The organism is Tolypothrix sp. PCC 7712 (assembly GCF_025860405.1).
Classification (GTDB): domain Bacteria; phylum Cyanobacteriota; class Cyanobacteriia; order Cyanobacteriales; family Nostocaceae; genus Aulosira; species Aulosira diplosiphon.
In genome coordinates this window covers 1,597,044-1,615,056 of the sequence record NZ_CP063785.1, presented here as the reverse complement: position 1 = coordinate 1,615,056, position 18,013 = coordinate 1,597,044, and the positions used below count along the sequence as shown (strand labels likewise).

The following is an 18,013-nucleotide window of genomic DNA, read 5'->3' as shown; positions in this document are numbered from 1 at the left end:
GCAAGCACTTCCACGACTCAATAATTAGTGCCGCTCAGGTATTGCTTTACATTTTTTAACAATCAGTGTAGCAAACACTCACATGTAAAAGCAATATCTGCAAAGAAATATGTCATTATGTTTATCGTTTTGTGTCAGTTAGACGACAAAACTACCATTTGGTAGGCGTTTTCTGATAAAAAAAATTCATATTCGTAAAAATAAATTGAAGTTACAAACGGCAGCATCAGCCGTGATGAACTTCTAGTAGAGAACGCGCATCAAAGGAGCCGAGGAAGCATGTTCACCCACGTCAAGTCCACCATCAGACATATTGCGCCTGATAATTTACGCGGACGTAATTTAATCAAGGTGGTCTATGTCGTGCTTGAGTCCCAGTACCAGAGTGCATTGTCGCAAGCTGTCCGCACAATTAACGCCAATAATCCCAACCTAGCGATAGAAATCAGCGGGTACTTGATTGAGGAACTCCGAGATCCAGAGAACTACGAGGAGTTCAAACGGGAGATTGAGAGTGCCAATATATTTATTGCCTCACTGATCTTTATTGAAGACTTAGCACAGAAAGTAGTAACAGCCGTAGAACCACATCGCGATCGCTTAGATGTTGCTGTTGTCTTCCCCTCGATGCCAGAAGTTATGCGCCTCAACAAAATGGGCAGCTTTTCTCTGGCACAATTGGGTCAATCCAAGAGTGCGATCGCGCAATTCATGCGGAAGCGCAAAGAAAAATCCGGTGCAGGCTTCCAAGACGGGATGTTGAAATTGCTGCGAACCTTGCCACAAGTGCTGAAGTTTCTGCCAATGGACAAAGCACAAGATGCTCGCAATTTCATGCTCAGTTTTCAGTATTGGCTGGGAGGTTCGCCAGAAAACCTGGAAAACTTCTTGCTAATGCTGACTGATAAATATGTATTAAAAGGTGTAGATAAAGCCAATCTGCCTTCGACAACATATGAAGCGCCAGTAGTTTACCCAGATATGGGAATTTGGCATCCCCTGGCTCCGAGTATGTTTGAGGATGTGAGAGAATACCTCAATTGGTACACAGCCCGTAAGGATATCTCCAAGAATCTCAAAGATCCTTTAGCACCCTGTGTAGGTTTGGTATTACAACGCACCCACCTAGTTACAGGGGATGATGCCCATTATGTAGCGATCGTCCAGGAGATAGAATCCCTGGGAGCCAAAGTACTACCAGTATTTGCAGGTGGTCTGGATTTCTCCAAGCCTGTGGATGCTTACTTTTACGAACCAACTACCAATACACCTTTAGTAGATGCGGTAATTTCTTTGACTGGGTTTGCTTTGGTAGGCGGCCCTGCTAGACAAGACCATCCCAAAGCTATTGACGCACTCAAGCGCTTAAATCGCCCCTACATGGTAGCCTTACCTTTAGTATTCCAAACCACGGAAGAGTGGATGGATAGCGAATTAGGGTTACATCCAATTCAAGTAGCCTTGCAAATTGCCATACCGGAATTGGATGGAGCAATTGAGCCGATTATTTTATCAGGTAGAGATGGTGCTACTGGCAAAGCGATCGCACTCCAAGACCGTGTGGAAGTAGTCGCCAAACGTGCCTTAAAATGGGCAAATCTCCGCCGCAAACCCAAACTAGATAAAAAAGTTGCCATTACCGTTTTCAGTTTCCCCCCTGATAAAGGGAATGTGGGTACTGCTGCATATCTAGATGTGTTCGGTTCCATTTATGAGGTGATGAAAGCGCTGAAAAATAACGGCTACGATTTACCGGAATTACCGGAATCCGCCGAAGCGCTGATGCAAGAAGTCATCCACGATGCTCAAGCACAGTACGCTAGCCCAGAGCTGAACATCGCCTATAAAATGTCAGTGCCAGAATATGAAGCATTGACACCTTACTCTCAACGCCTAGAAGAAAACTGGGGCGCACCTCCCGGACATCTCAACAGCGATGGGCAAAATCTGCTGATTTATGGTAAGCATTTCGGTAACGTCTTTATCGGTGTTCAGCCTACCTTTGGTTACGAAGGCGACCCGATGCGGTTGTTATTCTCCCGTTCTGCTAGCCCGCACCACGGTTTTGCTGCTTACTACACCTACCTAGAGCAAGTTTGGCAAGCTGATGCTGTACTGCACTTCGGTACTCACGGTTCTCTGGAATTTATGCCTGGTAAGCAAATGGGGATGTCTGGCGATTGTTATCCAGACCAACTAATTGGCACAATTCCTAACCTGTATTACTACGCAGCCAATAACCCCAGCGAAGCCACAATCGCCAAGCGCCGCAGCTATGCCGAGACAATTTCCTACCTGACACCACCCGCAGAAAATGCTGGTTTATACAAGGGTTTAAAAGAACTCAGCGAATTAATTGCTTCTTACCAAACCCTGAAAGATACAGGAAGAGGTATCCCCATTGTTAACTCCATCATGGATAAATGCCGGATGGTGAACCTGGATAAGGATATCGACTTACCGGAAACCGATGCCAAGGATATGACCGAAGATGAACGGGATAATATTGTTGGCAGCGTGTACCGCAAGCTAATGGAAATTGAATCGCGGTTGTTACCTTGTGGATTGCATATCATTGGTAAACCACCCACAGCCGAAGAAGCGATCGCAACTCTTGTCAACATTGCTTCCTTAGATCGTCAAGAAGAAGAAATTCTCAGCTTACCCCGAATTATCGCCAATAGCATTGGGCGTAACATTGACGATATTTACCACAATAACGACAAAGGGATTTTAGAAGATGTCCAGCTATTGCAAGACATCACCTTAGCTACCCGTGGTGCAGTTAGCGCCCTAGTAAAAGCGCAAACTGACGCAGAAGGTCGAGTTTCCCTAGTTTCCCGGTTGAATTTCTTCAACATGGGCAAAAAAGAACCTTGGGTAGAAGCATTGCATCAAGCAGGCTATAACAAAGTTGATGTCTCCGCACTCAAACCATTATTTGAGTATTTGGAATTCTGTTTACAACAAGTTTGTGCAGATAACGAACTCGGTGGACTACTCAAAGGCTTAGAAGGCGAATACATCCTACCCGGCCCAGGTGGCGATCCCATCCGCAACCCGGATGTATTACCCACAGGTAAGAACATTCACGCCCTTGACCCCCAATCCATCCCCACAACTGCGGCGGTACAATCAGCGAAAATCGTTGTCGATCGGTTGTTGGCAAGAAACAAAGCCGAAAACGACGGTAAATGGCCGGAAACTATCGCCTGTGTGCTTTGGGGAACAGATAACATCAAAACCTACGGGGAATCACTAGCCCAAATCATGTGGATGCTTGGTGTCAGACCCGTTCCTGATGCCTTGGGAAGAGTTAACAAGTTAGAATTGATACCCTTAGAAGAGTTGGGCAGACCGAGAATTGACGTTGTCATCAACTGTTCTGGCGTATTCCGCGACTTGTTCATCAACCAAATGAACCTGCTAGACCAAGCGGTGAAGATGGCGGCGGAGATAGACGAACCCTTAGAAATGAACTTTGTCCGCAAACACGCTTTGCAACAAGCTGAGGAAATGGGCATTAACCTGCGTCAAGCAGCTACCCGCGTCTTCTCCAATGCATCTGGTTCCTACTCCTCCAACATCAACTTGGCAGTAGAAAACAGCACTTGGGATAGCGAAGCCGAATTACAAGAAATGTACCTGAAGCGGAAATCCTTCGCCTTCAATTCCGATAACCCCGGAATTATGGACGAATCCCGGCAGATTTTTGAAAGTACTTTGAAAACTGCTGATGCAACATTCCAAAATCTCGATTCTTCCGAGATTAGCTTAACGGACGTTTCCCACTACTTCGACTCAGATCCCACCAAGCTGGTAGCAAGTTTGCGGGGTGATGGTAAAACACCAGCATCTTATATTGCAGATACCACCACAGCTAATGCTCAAGTGCGGACATTATCAGAAACCGTGCGCTTAGATGCTCGTACTAAATTATTAAATCCCAAATGGTACGAGGGAATGCTATCTCACGGTTACGAAGGTGTGCGCGAACTCTCCAAGCGGTTGGTAAACACAATGGGTTGGAGTGCGACAGCCGGCGCTGTGGATAACTGGATTTACGAAGATACCAATGAAACCTTCATCAAAGATGAAGAAATGCAAAAACGGTTGATGAACCTTAATCCCCATTCTTTCCGCAAAGTTGTATCAACTTTGTTAGAAGTGAATGGACGCGGTTATTGGGAGACTAGCGAGGAAAATTTAAATCGTCTGCGCGAGTTGTACCAAGAAGTTGAAGACCGGATTGAAGGCATAGAATAGTCATCAAAATAGAGGCGTTCTAAAGAACGTCTCTATTTTCTTAACTGTGTTTACAGATGACAAAGAATGCAACAGTCTAAAAATTAGAAATATAATTATAGATATGTATGCCTGCTAAAGATGTTTTTCATCAAGTTGTCAAAACAGCTTTACAGAAAGACGGTTGGCAAATTACTAAAGATCCACTCACAATTAGCGTGGGAGGAGTAAATCTTTCTATTGATTTAGCCGCAGAAAAGCTGATAGCAGCAGAACGCCAAGGACAAAAAATAGCAGTCGAAGTTAAAAGTTTTTTACAACAGTCATCTGCTATTTCAGAATTTCATACTGCATTAGGACAGTTTATTAATTATCGAGGTGCATTGAGAAGGTTACAGCCGGAGCGTATTTTATATTTAGCCGTACCTTTAACAACTTACAATACATTTTTTCAACTCGATTTTCCCAAAGATATGATAGCAGAAAATCAAGTGAAAATGCTGATTTATGATGTAGAGCAAGAGGTGATTTTCCAATGGATAAATTAACTCTGTATCGCCAGCTTGTACAAGAAATACTACATAATTATAGCGAGCAAAAACCAGCTTACGGAAATATAGAAGTTGAGACAATTTTTGATACAGAACGCGACCATTATCAAATAGTTCATGTAGGCTGGGAAGGTCAAAACTGGGTACATAGTTGTATCATCCATATTGATATTAAAAATGGCAAGATTTGGCTTCAGTGGAATGGTACAGAGGATGATATTGCTGCTAATTTAGTAGCTGCGGGTGTTCCCAATGAAGATATTGTATTAGGGTTCCAGTCTCCTTTTATGAGACAGTTTACAGACTATGCAGTGAGTTAGGAGATGTTTTGAAAATCTCCAAAGGAGACAAAGATAAGAGATCCTTGTATTAAAAATTGTTATTTAACAAAGAATTATACGTAATTTCTGGATATCATGTTTGTGAATTCATACTGCTTACCTTACTACTTGAGGCAGTTAATTGGCTTATAGGCAAAAAGATTTAAATTGCTTAAGGTAATTGCAAATTAATTCAGTTTTTATAAGATTAAAAAGCATTATGAGCATTAAGAGCATAGGTGTTATTATTATATTCGCAGTTATTGTAATTTCTGTTGGATGTTGGATAATTGTTACATTCCCAGACAATGCGGAAGCTGCTATGGCTTTGGCGTTGTTTATACTTACTCCTATAGGAGTATGTTTATTGACACCTATCAGAGATGAAATAAACTCCAGGGTCAATAATTTATTCATCAACAAATCAATCTATCGAATTTTAATATTTGGTCGTCCTGGATCTGGCAAAACTACTTTTAGAAAGACTGCATTTATATTTAAAGTTTATAAAACTAGCAATAGTCAGATTAAATCAACTGAATATTTTGATATTTTTCACTACGGAATCAACGTCGAAACAAACGTCGAAACAATAGATAAAAAAAATAATAATAATGTTGATGTAGAAATAGCTGACTATAAAGGACAAAAGCCTAATCAAGTAATAACAGACATCCCGCAATATTTTGCTGGTTCTAAAGGTAGCCGATTAGTTAATGCGATTATATTTATTGTGGATCTTGTGCCTAGAAGAACTGACGAACATGGAAAATTTCTTGAAGATGAGGCTTTACTTCAGTGGCTAAGTGACGGAGATGGAATAAGTAAAATAGACTCAAGAGTTAGGGAACACGAGAGTTATATAGGTGATGGACTATTACAAATACTTTTTAATGAGCTATATAGTAATAATTTGCAAAAAGTTGTGTTTTTAATTAATAAAATAGATCTGATTGAGAAGTTAATTGATAATGGACATATCGCATTACCAAATTTTTGTAACGCTCAAGAATATGCTATATTTAGATTTGAAACAATAATTAATAATATATCTGAAGCTTGTTTCCAACAAAATAGAAATATAAATACAAAAGTTTTTTGTGTAAATGGGAACAGCGCAGATGATATCAGACCTGTAATTTCATATCTATTAAGCAGGTAAAAAAGGAGATTGATATGTCTAATGAACCCCAAAACTATGGCGATATGGATGAAAAGGTTGATTATGAAAAGGTTGATTATACAGTTACTAAGTCTTACGGACGTGCAAATAGTTACTCCGCACTCAAAAACTCCTATATTCTAGTTACGTTGGCTGCAATTTCTATCATGTTTATGATGACAGTCTTTCAGGCATTAAAAATTAGAGATTTAGAAACAAAAGTCACAAATTTAGAAACAAAAGTCACAAATTTAGAAACAAAAGTCACAAATTTAGAAAAACAGCTACCACAGAATAATCGGTAGGTAAGCTACAATTTATTGAAAGTGAATATGATGCATCTTGATATTATTGTTCAATGTGATATACAAAATGCTGGCAACTCGAACAGAAGCAGATTTATTAAGAATTTATACTTAAATAAAGCGATCGCACTTCCACAACAGGCGATCGCTTGATTTTTGAGGTATTCTGCAAGGCGATCGCACTTCCACAGCAGGCGATCGCTTGATTTTTAAGATATTCTGCAAAGCGATCACATTACTCTTCCACAACAGGCGATCGCTTGATTTTTGAGGTTATCTGCAAGGCGATCGCATTACTCTTCCAAAACAGGCGATCGCTTTTTTTGAGGTTTTCTGTAAGGCGATCGCACTACTCTTTTACAACAGGCGATCGCTTGATTTTTGAGTTTTTCTGCAAAGCGATCGCACTACTCTTCCACAACAGGCGATCGCTTTTCCGTTACGGTTTTCTGCAAGGCGATCGCACTACTATTCCACAACAGGCGATCGCTTTTTTTGAGGTTTTCTGTAAGGCGATCGCACTTCCGCAACAAGCGATTGCCTTAGTGATAAAATCATTAATCGCAGTTGAGTTTATAGTAAAAATTTTGACTATAAGTATTGAGAAAATCCATCAAATTAAAGAAATAATTAGAAAATATAAAAATCTTGAATGTGTTGAATGCGCTCAAGCTATGCAAGATTACTTAATATCACAAGGAATTTCTGGAAAGCGGATAAAACTTTATACAGGTTCAGCAATAGGGCGTAATAGTTATATTTATGATGATAGTTTATCAGGAGATGCAATTTCTCTTAACGGTCGTCATCAATGTATTGCCATTATAATAAATGAAGTGGAGATAATTTTTGATAATCACCATCCTGATGGACTCACGAGAGAACAATGGCTAGGTAATTTACAATTTTATAATAAATTATATTCCGGTCAGCAGTTCCAAATTACAGAAGAAAATTTTTAATTATTCAAGATTATGCTAAACAATAACCAGACAATTACTATAACTCTTAATGAATATCTCTATGAGATGTTAGATAAAATTAAACGAAATCCGGGAATATTTTTAGGTAAATACTCAATTACTCGGTTGAGAGCTTTTTTAGATGGGTACATGAGTTCTAGAGAAGATTTAGGCTTACCGCCAACTCAACAAGAGATTAAATTTAATCAATTTCAAGATTGGATACAAACAAGATTTAAGATTACCTCTTCGCATGGATGGGATAGTATTATTCTTTTCTATTCTGCGGATGAAAGAGATGCATTAAATAATTTTTTTGAATTATTTGAGCAATTCCGTAATGGTGAAAGTGCTACGAGAGAAGAAGTTAATCAAGAACAAGTTATAGAAAGTAAGCATTCATTAATACCTATTCCATGAATCACGTTCCTCATTGACGTATTCTTGAGCATCAATACCATTCCAAATTTCTTTACCCAATCCACGCAATTCTATAATGCTACGCTTTGGCTGAGATTTCACGATCATTTGTTGACGAATTAATCTTGATAAGTCTTCAATTAGGCGTATTTGTTCTTCAGGTGTGAGACTTTGAGCTTGATTTAATACTTCTTGATAACTAGACATATAATTTATAACTTTAATTTTTTGCTGCTACATCTAATATAGAGCGATCGCACTACTATTTTAGAACAAGCGATCGCTTTTATATTTCAATGATATCATATTATGATATCATTGAATAATTAATATATCCAACTTAACCTTAAGATGGCTGTAATTGTATTTATGAAATGGATCTTAATAACAAACAACGTCAAATTTTAGAGTTAATTTTTACTAATCCTGTACCATCTAATATTCTTTGGAAAGATATTGAAAGTTTGTTCATAGCACTAGGTGCTGATATTACTCAAGGTAGAGGTTCGCGGGTTCGTGTCAAATTAAATGATGTGAAAGCTGTTTTCACGAACCGCATCCTCAAAATGAAACAGATAAAGGAGCAGTCAAATCTGTTAGGGAATTTTTAATTAAAGCAGGAATTGAACCATGATGACTTATAAAGGATACACCGCTAGCTTAGAAGTAGATGTAGAAGCAGGAATACTTTTTGGTCAAGTTCTAGATATTAATGACGTGATTACCTTTAAAGCAAAAACTGTAGATGAAGCGCGTCAAGAATTTCAAAACTCTGTTGATGATTATCTGGCTTTTTGTGAAGAACTAGGAGAGGAACCTGATAAACCTTTCTCAGGTAAACTTCCATTCCGTACAACTCCAGAACACCATAGAAAAATATTTATTGCTGCGAAAAAAGCTGGTAAAAGTATAAATGCTTGGATGGATGAAATCTTAACTATTGCTGCGGATAAAGTAATTAATACCTAATTTCTAAAAAAGAAAACCCTCGCTTCTATCAAAAAGATTGAAAGCAAGGGTTTTAAAAAACAAAGAATTTTATACTCGTGCAGGTAAAGATAATCTCTCAGATTTGGCTAAATTACTATCTGGAGTCTGATTAACTTCTTCTGTTGCTAATAAATCGCGAATTAACTTAGTTAAAGCCTTTTGCAGCAAACGATTAGTAATTTGTTGACCTAAACGCTGTACTCCGGGATTTACTAATAATTGTGCCAGTTGCGGAGCCAGCTGCAATGGATCAAAGCCACGGGTATCGCGGAGAATACCTAAAATTCGTTTGATATGCTCTAAGGTTTGTTGTTGCTCAGATGTGGCGGCTGGAGTTTCGTTAATTGCTGTGATTCCTACTTGTTCGCGGAGTAAATAGGTGAAGTTATGCAGGACATTTTGACTTAAAGCATTTATCCCATTAACAAATTCATCTACCAATTTGTCGCGAATAAAACCGCCACGTTCAGAGGTGAGAAAATCTAGCCCTTGAGTGACTACTAAATTTAAATCGTAGTCTTCATTACCTCGTGCATTTTTTAATAAGTTTTCTAAGCGATTCCAACGAAATCTACCTTCTTTAAACAGTAAATCTTGCAGAGATGCTCTGAGCGCTGGTGCTGGATCTGTTAATAAACGTTTCGCTACGTAAGGATAAGCTTCACTCAAAACTTTAAAGTTGGGATCTATATATATTGCAATCCCTTCTAGTGTTACCAAAGAGCGAATAATTAAAGCGTAGTAGGGAGGTACGCGGAAGGGATATTCATACATCAAAGCCGATAGTTCATCGGTGATGCTTTTAATATTTAACTCTGCAACGCTTGCACCTTGAGCTTCTGCAAAAACTTTGGCGAAGGCGGGAATAATTGGCGTTAAATCTGTTTCGGGTGATAAGAAATCTAGCTTGACGTAGTCTTTAGCTAAACCGTCAAAGTCACGGTTCACAACGTGGACGATCGCCTCAATTAAACCATAACGCTGGGGTGGCTGAATCTCGCTCATCATCCCAAAGTCGAGATAAGCTAATTTACCATCCAGTGTGGCTAATAAATTACCTGGGTGGGGGTCAGCATGGAAAAATCCATGTTCTAGCAGTTGACGCAATGAACACTGGACACCGACTTCAATTAAATAACGTGCATCTATACCTTTAGCTTTAATTTCTGGCGTTTGGGTTAATTTAATGCCGTTAATCCACTCCATCGTCAAAACGCGACGATTGGTATATTCCCAGTAAATTTTCGGTACGTATATGTCTTTCATGTGACCATATAACTGGAAAAAACGCTCGGCATTTTCTCCTTCGTGTATGTAGTCCATTTCTTCAAAAATGCGATCGCCTAATTCATCCAGAATTCCGACTAAATCGCTTCGCACTCGTTTAAACTGTTTCTTCGCCCAACCAGCTAGGCCACGTAATATATATAAGTCAACGGTAATTCTTTCTTTTAAGTCAGGACGCTGCACTTTAACTGCGACTTCCTCACCAGTTTTCAGCTTCCCTTTATAAACTTGTCCCAAAGAAGCCGCAGCAATTGGTTGTGGTGAGAGTTCACTATATATTTCTGCTGGCGGTGCGCCGAGTTCTTCTTCAATAAACTGATAAGCAATCTCGTTAGGAAAAGGTGGTAATTGGTCTTGTAGTTTGGTAAGTTCTTCTAAAAATGCGGGGGGAACCAAATCTGGTCTTGTAGACAAAGCCTGGCCAATTTTGATATAGGCAGGCCCTAGTTTAGTTAATAATTCTCTTAGTTGCGCGGCACGGCGGCGGTCATTTTTTACGACAATTCCCCGTTTGCTATCCCACCACAACCCCAAAGCAAAGGAGAGTGTCGGCCATAAGACAGCAAGAATCCGCCCAAAAACTTCTAGAGGTCTTTGTTGATAATGCGCTGCAATCTCCACTGGATCGTAACGTGTCATCTCAGTGTCAATTGGTGCCCTCAATGCTCTTTGCTGTTGAGCTGCTATCAGTCTCGGCGATTTAACAACCAAGCCTTGTGTGTCATTTTCGGACACAACTTCAGCAACATATACCTCATCGCGGCGGTTGTTGCTACCGCGATTGTCCTCCTCGATCGGTCGGGAAGTGGGGGGAAGTGTTTTCGCAATCATGAAGAATGGCACCGGTCGAATTGATTCTGTTAAGTATTGTAACAATATGTTTTGTTTCCAGCACCCCAATTTAGTTAGAACAAGTGGTTTTCTTGTTCCAGTTGCCTCAATCCCTAGAAATTGGATTGTAATAATAGCAAACCACGAGATTTGCTGACATCTCTATATATTGAAAGAAAAATTGTTGTTTAACCTCATCCTCAAAAGAGAATTTCAGCTATTGAATTATGAGAGGTCATAGATCCCCGACTTTTTCAAAAAGTCGGGGATCTGAACAACCGCAACCTTTCAAAATCAATCGGGTAGACTACTAGTACACTAAGGCAAAAATAAACTTCCCATTGAAAAGCTATAACCCTTATAAAAAGGTAATTACGAATTACGTAGCGCTTTGCGCTTCCCGAAGGGTATTACAAATTACGAATTCCGCGTAACTGTACTAGGTTTGCTACACTTATATGGGTCTGCTACTTCTATAGTAGTGGCTCATGCCTAGATTCCTAAAAGTTGGAAGTATTCGGCATCTGCCTAGATGGAGAATTTGGCTTGATGTTGCTTTGCCTGCGAATTGAAAACTTTGCCCTAATTGACCAACTCGAACTAGAATTTGGCGCTGGCTTAAATGTATTAACAGGTGAAACTGGCGCAGGAAAATCGATTATCTTAGATGCCATTGATGCAGCTTTAGGCGGTAAGGTATCTAGTCGAGTAATTCGCACTGGCACTAGTCGGGCGATGGTAGAAGCTACTTTTAAATCTAACGCTTCCTTAGCCGCTTGGTTAAGCGAACAAGAAATAGATTCCATAGATGAAAATTCTGTAGTCATTAGCCGAGAAATCGCCGCCACTGCGAGTAATGTCCGCAGTAGATCGCGGGTAAATGGTGTGTTGGTGAATCGGCAGATGATGGTGGGGCTACGCGATCGCCTTGTGGAAATTACTGCCCAAGGTCAAACTGTACAAGTGGGACAATCCGCCCAAGTCCGCGATTGGTTAGATTTACATGGTGGCGACTCTTTAATGCAGCAGCGTCAAGCGATCGCCAATTTATTTAATTTGTACCAAACAGCACATTTAGCCTTAGAAAAACGCCGGACATCAGAACGGGAACGGTTGCAGCAACTAGATTTACTTACCTATCAAGTGCAGGAATTAGGCGCAGTCAACCTCAACGATCCGAGCGAACTTGAACAGCTACAACAAGAACGCGAACGCCTCAATCATGTTGTAGATTTACAACAAATGAGTTACAAGGTCTATCAGGCTTTGTATCAAAACGATAACGAAACTCCAGCCGCCGCAGATTTATTAGGAGATAGCGAAGCCACCTTAAACGACATGGTGGAATATGATAGCCAGCTACAACCATTGTTAGATTTAGTCCGAGATGCCCAAGCTACATTAATGGAAGTAGCAAGGCAAATTAATGCCTATGGCGAAGATTTAGAAGCAGATCCCCAGCGTTTAGAGGAAGTAGAAGAACGCATTCGGGAATTAAAGCAGATTTGCCGCAAATATGGCCCGACTCTGCAAGAAGCGATCGCCTACTACCAAAAAATCCAAGGTGAATTAGCTGAACTCAACGACAGCGAACAATCAATTGAAAGCTTAGAACAGCAAGAACAAGCAACTTTAGCAAAGCTAACTCAAGCTTGTAACCAGTTAACGCAATTGCGTCGTACAGCCGCTAATAAATTAGAGTCGAGATTAATCGCGGAACTCAAACCCCTAGCAATGGAAAAGGTGCAGTTTAAAGTAGAGATTGTGCCCACTGCGCCCACCGCTACAGGTGCAGACAAAATTACATTTATGTTTAGTCCCAACCCCGGCGAACCAATACAACCTTTAACAGAAATTGCCTCCGGTGGGGAAATGAGCCGCTTTTTACTCGCGCTGAAAGCTTGTGTATCTCAAGCTGATGCAGCCGGGACAATGGTATTTGATGAAATCGATGTAGGTGTTTCCGGAAGAGTCGCCCAAGCGATCGCAGAGAAATTACACCAACTCAGCCAACGCTCACAGGTATTGTGTGTGACTCACCAACCCTTAGTAGCAGCAATGGCAGATAGGCATTTCCGGGTAGATAAGCAAATTATTAATCAAAGCAAAGGTAAAAAAGAGAACAATGGCAGCAGCGAGCAGCGTACCGTCGTCCGCGTCACCGCCTTGGATAATTTAACTACCCGCCGAGATGAACTAGCGCAATTAGCTGGCGGTAAATCAGCCACGGATGCGATCGCTTTTGCCGAATCTCTATTATTGCAAGCTGCCAATCATCGGCGCGAGAAATCTTAAAGAAATCCAGAATTGATAATTAGATGTATTGGTGGCGGATCATAGTAATGGCGATGTAATTGCGATCGCTTTCTCTATGTGATTTTTTTAATCTTAAATATTGGGAAAAATAGCTGAGGCTGGTGTATATACTCGTAATCAGTAGCTTTAGCAGGCGCAAGTATGATAGTGGAATGGTTAGTTGGCTGGGTAGCAAGTAATACTGTGGGATTTCTGGTCAAAAATATTCTGACCTCAGAATTTGCTCAAGATTTAGCTAAGGACTACGCCAAAGATTTTTTCAAAGACCGTTTTAACAGCGTTCCTGATTTCTTTAAGAAAGAACCAATTCAGAAAGCTATTGCTAAAGCACTCAAGGAATTTTTGCAACTGCTAGAAGATGAGTTAAAGTTTCGCAAGCTTCCTGAAGAAGACATCAAGAAATTTGATAAACCACTCAAAAAATTTATTTACCACAAGTCGGTTAAAGAAATACTCGGTAAAGCTTTTGAGCCGGATTGTGATGAGCTAGATTATCAAACTCTAGAATCAACTTGGAAGAGTTTGAATTTACCAGCTTTACCAGCTAGATTTAACTGGCAATTAGTGACTGATAATTATCTGAGAAAATGCCAACAGATTTTAGCTGAATCAAAAGATTTACGCGAGTTGCTAGATTCACAAAACCTAGAAGCAATAAAGGAAAATACTCAAGAAATAGCAGGGATTAAACCAGAATTTGACTTGCGGCAATATCAAGAAGCAATTCGTGAGCGCTATGTCAACTTAAAACTAGATAGTTTAGATACTAGCGGATACGCCTATAACGAACTGAGATTATGGTCAATATTTACCCCGCAAAATGTGCGAGAAATTCACCAAGTCTTACCCCAAATTCACGAACTACCGAAAGAACATTTGCGGCGACTGCGAGACAGTGAACAAGTAGAAGCAGAAGAAATTGCTTTAGAAGAATTAGAAAAATACAAACGAGTTTATTTTGAACAACCGATAAGTTCAGTATTAGATATTGTTAAACAGCTGCAAACTTATAAATATATAGTCATCTTAGGTGATCCTGGTGCAGGCAAGTCTACATTATTGCAGTATTTAGCTTTGGATTGGGTAGAAAAAACTCTCGATCCACTCAACAAGCCGGGATTTATGTTACCACCAATTCCCTTGCTAATTGAACTACGCGCTTATATGCGAAATGCTGATGACGGACATTGTAAGAATTTTTTAGAGTTCTTTCATCAAAGTCCTGGTGCAATTTCTCACCTCAATCAGCATCAATTGCAAGCACAGCTAAAGGCTGGTAATGCTTTGGTGATGTTTGATGGTTTAGATGAAGTATTTGACCCTGGTAAGCGTGAGGATGTAATTACAGCTATTCATCGCTTCACCAATGAATATCCTAACGTGCAGGTGATTGTGACTTCTCGCGTGATTGGCTATAAACCGCAACGATTGCGCGATGCTCAATTTCATCATTTCATGTTGCAAGATTTAGACTCATCACAAATTCAAGATTTTATTTACCGTTGGCATGAGTTAACTTTTAGTGATGTAGCAGATAAAGTTAGAAAACGGGAACGATTGCAAAGAGGAATTGAAACTTCCAAAGCTATTACAGAATTAGCGGGGAATCCTCTATTGTTGACGATGATGGCGATTCTCAATCGTAATCAGGAATTGCCCAGAGATAGAGCGGAACTTTATAACCAAGCATCGCGGGTACTGTTACATCAATGGGATGTAGAACGCGCTTTGGTGGAAGATAAAAGAATAGATCCTAAAACTATTGATTATAAAGATAAGCAAGCGATGCTGCGTCAGGTTGCTTATTATATGCAAACTGGCGACAAAGGTTTAGCTGGTAATTTAATTAAAGAAGATGATTTAGTTAAGATTTTGACTGACTATCTCAAAACTATAGAAGTCAGTCAAGCCAGAGAAGCTGCGCGGGTGATGATTAATCAACTGCGGACTCGCAACTTTATGTTATGTTTCTTGGGTGCAGATTACTATGCTTTTGTGCATAGAACATTTTTGGAATATTTCTGTGCTTGGAAGTTTGTTTGGAAGTTTGAAAAAGAACGCAGTATTACAATTGATTATCTAAAGACTGAAGTTTTTGGAAAACACTGGCAAGATGAAACTTGGCATGAGGTATTGCGGCTAATTGCCGGAATGATTGATGACCACTTTACATTAGAAATTATCAACTATTTAATAGATATAAATGTGGAGGAAGGAACACTTGTTAACTTATTTTTAGCGGCTTATTGTTTAGTAGAAGTTAGAAACCGTCAGGTGATTAAGTCAACGGCTGATGAATTACTTGAGCAATTCAAGGACTTAATCAAATATGATCTGCCTTACTACTATGACAGTAAGGGAGATAATGAAGATATCCAGCTAGTTCGGGAAATTCGCGCCCAAGCAATCATTACAGTTGCAACAATCTGGAAAGATGATCCCTACACCCTCTCCTTCCTCAAACACCTTTGCATCACTGATGATAATTCGGATGTGCGAAGTGCAGCATTGGACGCATTAGCCAGCAACTTCAAAGAAAACCCTGACATTCTCCCCTTTCTCAAACACCAAGCCACTGCTGATGATAATTCAGATGTGCGAAGTGCAGCAGTGGACGCATTAGCCAGCAACTTCAAAGAAAACCCTGACACCCTCCCCTTTCTAAAACACCAAGCCACTGTTGATGATGATGAAAATGTGCGAATTAGAGTGGTACAAGCATTAGCCAGCAATTTCAAAGAACACCCCGACATCCTCCCCTTCATGAAACACCTCGCTACTGATAATAGTGCGGTTATGCGATATGCAGCAGTGTTAGCGTTAGCGAGAAACTTCAAGGAAGATTCTGATACCCTGGTCATTCTTAAACACTGCGCTACTGCTGATGATCATGGACATGTACGACGTTTAGCTGTGTCATTATTAGCCAACAATTTCAAAGAAGACCCCGAAACCCTTACCTTCCTCAAAGACTGGGCATCTGCTGATAGTAATATAGTTGTGCGACATATCGCAGTTTCAGTATTAGCCAGAAATTTCAAAGAAGACCCCGACACCCTTACCTTCCTCAAAGACTTGGCTACTGCTGATGATGATGGGTATGTGCGAAGTAGTGCAGTGGAAGCCTTAGCCAGAAATTTCAAAGAAGTTCACGATACACTCCCCCTGCTTAAATACCTCGCCACAGCTGATAATTCTAAGGATGTGTGAAGCCCAAGAAGTACTAGAGTTATTAATTGAAACAGCTTTAGAACTTGGTGAATCTCTCCCTGAACCAAAAACTCTCGGACAGTCTTTGCAAGTAGCATAGATTTTTCATCATCGCGGAGGGTTCTTGATGCGGCAGGTCAATTTTTAACTTTTTCCAGTGAGAGCGATCGCATCCATAACTCAGAATATATAGCGCGATCGCCTGTCGGTTGTAAATGGTTATATCATGTTAATTTTCAGGCTGTTTGTGGTGGTTAAACCTAATTCCTAAAAAGATGTCGTAAACAAATTCAAAAAAATCTTTCTTTTGTAATAATCCGGAAGTTTGATAACAACCTTTTGCATCTAATAGTGGTTTCATCAAATAATATGCTGGCTGGTAGTTATACCAGGGAATTGAAGGCCACAAATGATGAACTAGGTGGTAATTCTGTCCCATAATCAAAATGTTCAGAATTGGGTTAGGATAAACGCGAGCATTTTTCCAGCGATCGCGCTCTACAAATGGGCGATGGGGCAGATAATCAAAGAATAATCCTAATGCTATGCCCACGATAAATGCTGGTATAAACCAAAAATTGAGAATATAACCCAAAAAGTGATATTGCACTGAGATATAAACAATTGTCCCTACAATCAAGCGGCTAATAAACCACTCCAGTAGCTCATATTTACGCCACAGTTGCCGTTGAAAGAAAAATACCTCATGGTACAAAAATCGTACTGCAATCAACCACAGAGGCCCGCCAGTCGAGACATAATGATCTGGGTCATCTTTAGGATGATTAACATGGGCATGATGCTGTAAATGCACTCGCGTAAATACCGGAAATGCGAAAGCTAGCATCAGCGCACTACCATGACCTAACATTGCATTGATAACTCGGTTGCGATGGGCAGATTGATGACAAGCATCGTGAATCACTGTCCCAGAACAATGCAGTGCTAGAGTATTCACACTAAAGCATAGCCAGTGCGGCCATTCCCACAGCCAGTAACCAAAGTTAGATAACACTAGCATTGCCACTGCACTAAAAAACAGCAGCATTGTGGCACTAAAATCACCAGCAGGCGCTAAAAATTCCTTGGGTGGGACTGTCAGTGGCTTCTGTGCCTCCGACGTGAGCATTCTAATCTCCTTATTTATCAAACATTACGAATATACGACAAAGATTAGTGAATAATAAACTTTTATAAACTTTTGTATAGCAAGTTTTATCCGCCATTTAGCAGATTGTATAGATAAATACGATATGATGCCAGACGGGACTTGCATCTTCAGCATTAATTGGGTTGTAGCAATCGCTCAGAATGAGGTAGAAGAATATCCTTCTTGGGGAGGATGGAACCAAGATTAGTGTACGATAACTAGTCTATCCACTCACTAAAACTGCCATGTTAGAAGGAGTCTTTC

The 18,013-nt window shown here is 40.2% G+C and carries 13 protein-coding genes and 2 pseudogenes; 12 read left to right on the top strand and 3 right to left on the bottom strand.

Going from position 1 to position 18,013, the window contains the following annotated elements; translation table 11 throughout:
- Positions 1–279: 279 nt before the first annotated feature.
- The 7 genes from HGR01_RS06495 (at position 280) to HGR01_RS06465 (ending at position 7,965) form a co-directional block, all read left to right on the top strand.
- Complete coding sequence (locus HGR01_RS06495; protein ID WP_045869256.1) at positions 280–4,266, top strand: magnesium chelatase subunit H; 3,987 nt, start codon at positions 280–282, stop codon at positions 4,264–4,266.
- Between the two features lie 107 nt (positions 4,267–4,373).
- Positions 4,374–4,793, top strand: a complete 420-nt coding sequence (locus HGR01_RS06490; RefSeq protein ID WP_045869257.1) for a XisH family protein — start codon at positions 4,374–4,376, stop codon at positions 4,791–4,793.
- A complete protein-coding gene (locus HGR01_RS06485) occupies positions 4,781–5,116 on the top strand; it encodes a XisI protein (protein ID WP_045869258.1) in 336 nt (111 codons plus the stop codon). The genes HGR01_RS06490 and HGR01_RS06485 overlap by 13 nt, the downstream gene beginning before the upstream one ends.
- Before the next feature lie 220 nt (positions 5,117–5,336).
- Positions 5,337–6,278, top strand: coding sequence for a hypothetical protein (locus HGR01_RS06480; protein ID WP_045869259.1), 942 nt, complete (start codon positions 5,337–5,339; stop codon positions 6,276–6,278).
- Between the two features lie 14 nt (positions 6,279–6,292).
- Positions 6,293–6,583 (top strand): hypothetical protein, encoded by a 291-nt coding sequence (locus HGR01_RS06475; RefSeq protein ID WP_045869260.1) that lies wholly within the window; start codon positions 6,293–6,295, stop codon positions 6,581–6,583.
- A 260-nt stretch (positions 6,584–6,843) separates the two neighbouring features.
- Complete coding sequence (locus HGR01_RS06470) at positions 6,844–7,545, top strand: papain fold toxin domain-containing protein (RefSeq protein WP_228045336.1); 702 nt, start codon at positions 6,844–6,846, stop codon at positions 7,543–7,545.
- Positions 7,546–7,557: 12 nt separating this feature from the next.
- Positions 7,558–7,965, top strand: a complete 408-nt coding sequence (locus tag HGR01_RS06465) for a hypothetical protein (RefSeq protein ID WP_045869261.1) — start codon at positions 7,558–7,560, stop codon at positions 7,963–7,965.
- Here HGR01_RS06465 and HGR01_RS06460 read toward each other — a convergent pair.
- Positions 7,948–8,172, bottom strand: a complete 225-nt coding sequence (locus tag HGR01_RS06460) for a hypothetical protein (protein ID WP_045869262.1) — start codon at positions 8,170–8,172, stop codon at positions 7,948–7,950. The two genes, HGR01_RS06465 and HGR01_RS06460, sit on opposite strands and share 18 nt — an antisense overlap.
- Before the next feature lie 167 nt (positions 8,173–8,339).
- On the opposite strand from HGR01_RS06460, the pseudogene HGR01_RS06455 reads away from it, so the two are divergent.
- Positions 8,340–8,599, top strand: a pseudogene (locus HGR01_RS06455) (type II toxin-antitoxin system HicA family toxin).
- Positions 8,599–8,934 (top strand): type II toxin-antitoxin system HicB family antitoxin, encoded by a 336-nt coding sequence (locus tag HGR01_RS06450; protein ID WP_210403080.1) that lies wholly within the window; start codon positions 8,599–8,601, stop codon positions 8,932–8,934. Before HGR01_RS06455 ends, HGR01_RS06450 begins: the two are co-directional and overlap by 1 nt.
- Before the next feature lie 69 nt (positions 8,935–9,003).
- On the opposite strand, the gene HGR01_RS06445 is transcribed toward HGR01_RS06450, so the two are convergent.
- Positions 9,004–11,073 carry an ABC1 kinase family protein gene (locus HGR01_RS06445; protein ID WP_081583947.1) on the bottom strand — a complete coding sequence of 690 codons (2,070 nt, stop codon included), beginning with the start codon at positions 11,071–11,073 and terminating at the stop codon, positions 9,004–9,006.
- A 549-nt stretch (positions 11,074–11,622) separates the two neighbouring features.
- Here HGR01_RS06445 and recN point away from each other — a divergent pair.
- The 3 genes and pseudogenes from recN to HGR01_RS06430 all read left to right on the top strand — a co-directional run.
- Positions 11,623–13,368, top strand: a complete 1,746-nt coding sequence (gene recN / locus HGR01_RS06440) for a DNA repair protein RecN (protein ID WP_045869264.1) — start codon at positions 11,623–11,625, stop codon at positions 13,366–13,368.
- A gap of 162 nt (positions 13,369–13,530) precedes the next feature.
- Entirely contained in the window at positions 13,531–16,599 is a 3,069-nt protein-coding gene (locus HGR01_RS06435; protein WP_045869646.1) for an NACHT domain-containing protein, read from the top strand.
- Between the two features lies 1 nt (position 16,600).
- A pseudogene (locus HGR01_RS06430) lies at positions 16,601–16,699 on the top strand (type II toxin-antitoxin system HicB family antitoxin); the annotation flags it as partial.
- Between the two features lie 129 nt (positions 16,700–16,828).
- On the opposite strand, the gene crtR reads toward HGR01_RS06430, so the two are convergent.
- Entirely contained in the window at positions 16,829–17,728 is a 900-nt protein-coding gene (gene crtR, locus HGR01_RS06425) for a beta-carotene hydroxylase (protein ID WP_045869265.1), read from the bottom strand.
- Positions 17,729–18,013: the final 285 nt, after the last annotated feature.

Excerpts from the sequence above, each read along its gene's own strand:
- HGR01_RS06475 (WP_045869260.1), top strand. The coding sequence starts at position 6,293 with ATGTCTAATGAACCCCAAAACTATGGCGATATGGATGAAAAGGTTGAT.
- HGR01_RS06450 (WP_210403080.1), top strand. The coding sequence starts at position 8,599 with ATGACTTATAAAGGATACACCGCTAGCTTAGAAGTAGATGTAGAAGCA.
- HGR01_RS06445 (WP_081583947.1), bottom strand. The coding sequence starts at position 11,073 with ATGATTGCGAAAACACTTCCCCCCACTTCCCGACCGATCGAGGAGGAC.
- HGR01_RS06465 (WP_045869261.1), top strand. The coding sequence starts at position 7,558 with ATGCTAAACAATAACCAGACAATTACTATAACTCTTAATGAATATCTC.
- HGR01_RS06495 (WP_045869256.1), top strand. The coding sequence starts at position 280 with ATGTTCACCCACGTCAAGTCCACCATCAGACATATTGCGCCTGATAAT.
- HGR01_RS06435 (WP_045869646.1), top strand. The coding sequence starts at position 13,531 with ATGATAGTGGAATGGTTAGTTGGCTGGGTAGCAAGTAATACTGTGGGA.
- HGR01_RS06480 (WP_045869259.1), top strand. The coding sequence starts at position 5,337 with ATGAGCATTAAGAGCATAGGTGTTATTATTATATTCGCAGTTATTGTA.
- crtR (WP_045869265.1), bottom strand. The coding sequence starts at position 17,728 with ATGCTCACGTCGGAGGCACAGAAGCCACTGACAGTCCCACCCAAGGAA.
- HGR01_RS06485 (WP_045869258.1), top strand. The coding sequence starts at position 4,781 with ATGGATAAATTAACTCTGTATCGCCAGCTTGTACAAGAAATACTACAT.
- recN (WP_045869264.1), top strand. The coding sequence starts at position 11,623 with ATGTTGCTTTGCCTGCGAATTGAAAACTTTGCCCTAATTGACCAACTC.
- HGR01_RS06460 (WP_045869262.1), bottom strand. The coding sequence starts at position 8,172 with ATGTCTAGTTATCAAGAAGTATTAAATCAAGCTCAAAGTCTCACACCT.
- HGR01_RS06490 (WP_045869257.1), top strand. The coding sequence starts at position 4,374 with ATGCCTGCTAAAGATGTTTTTCATCAAGTTGTCAAAACAGCTTTACAG.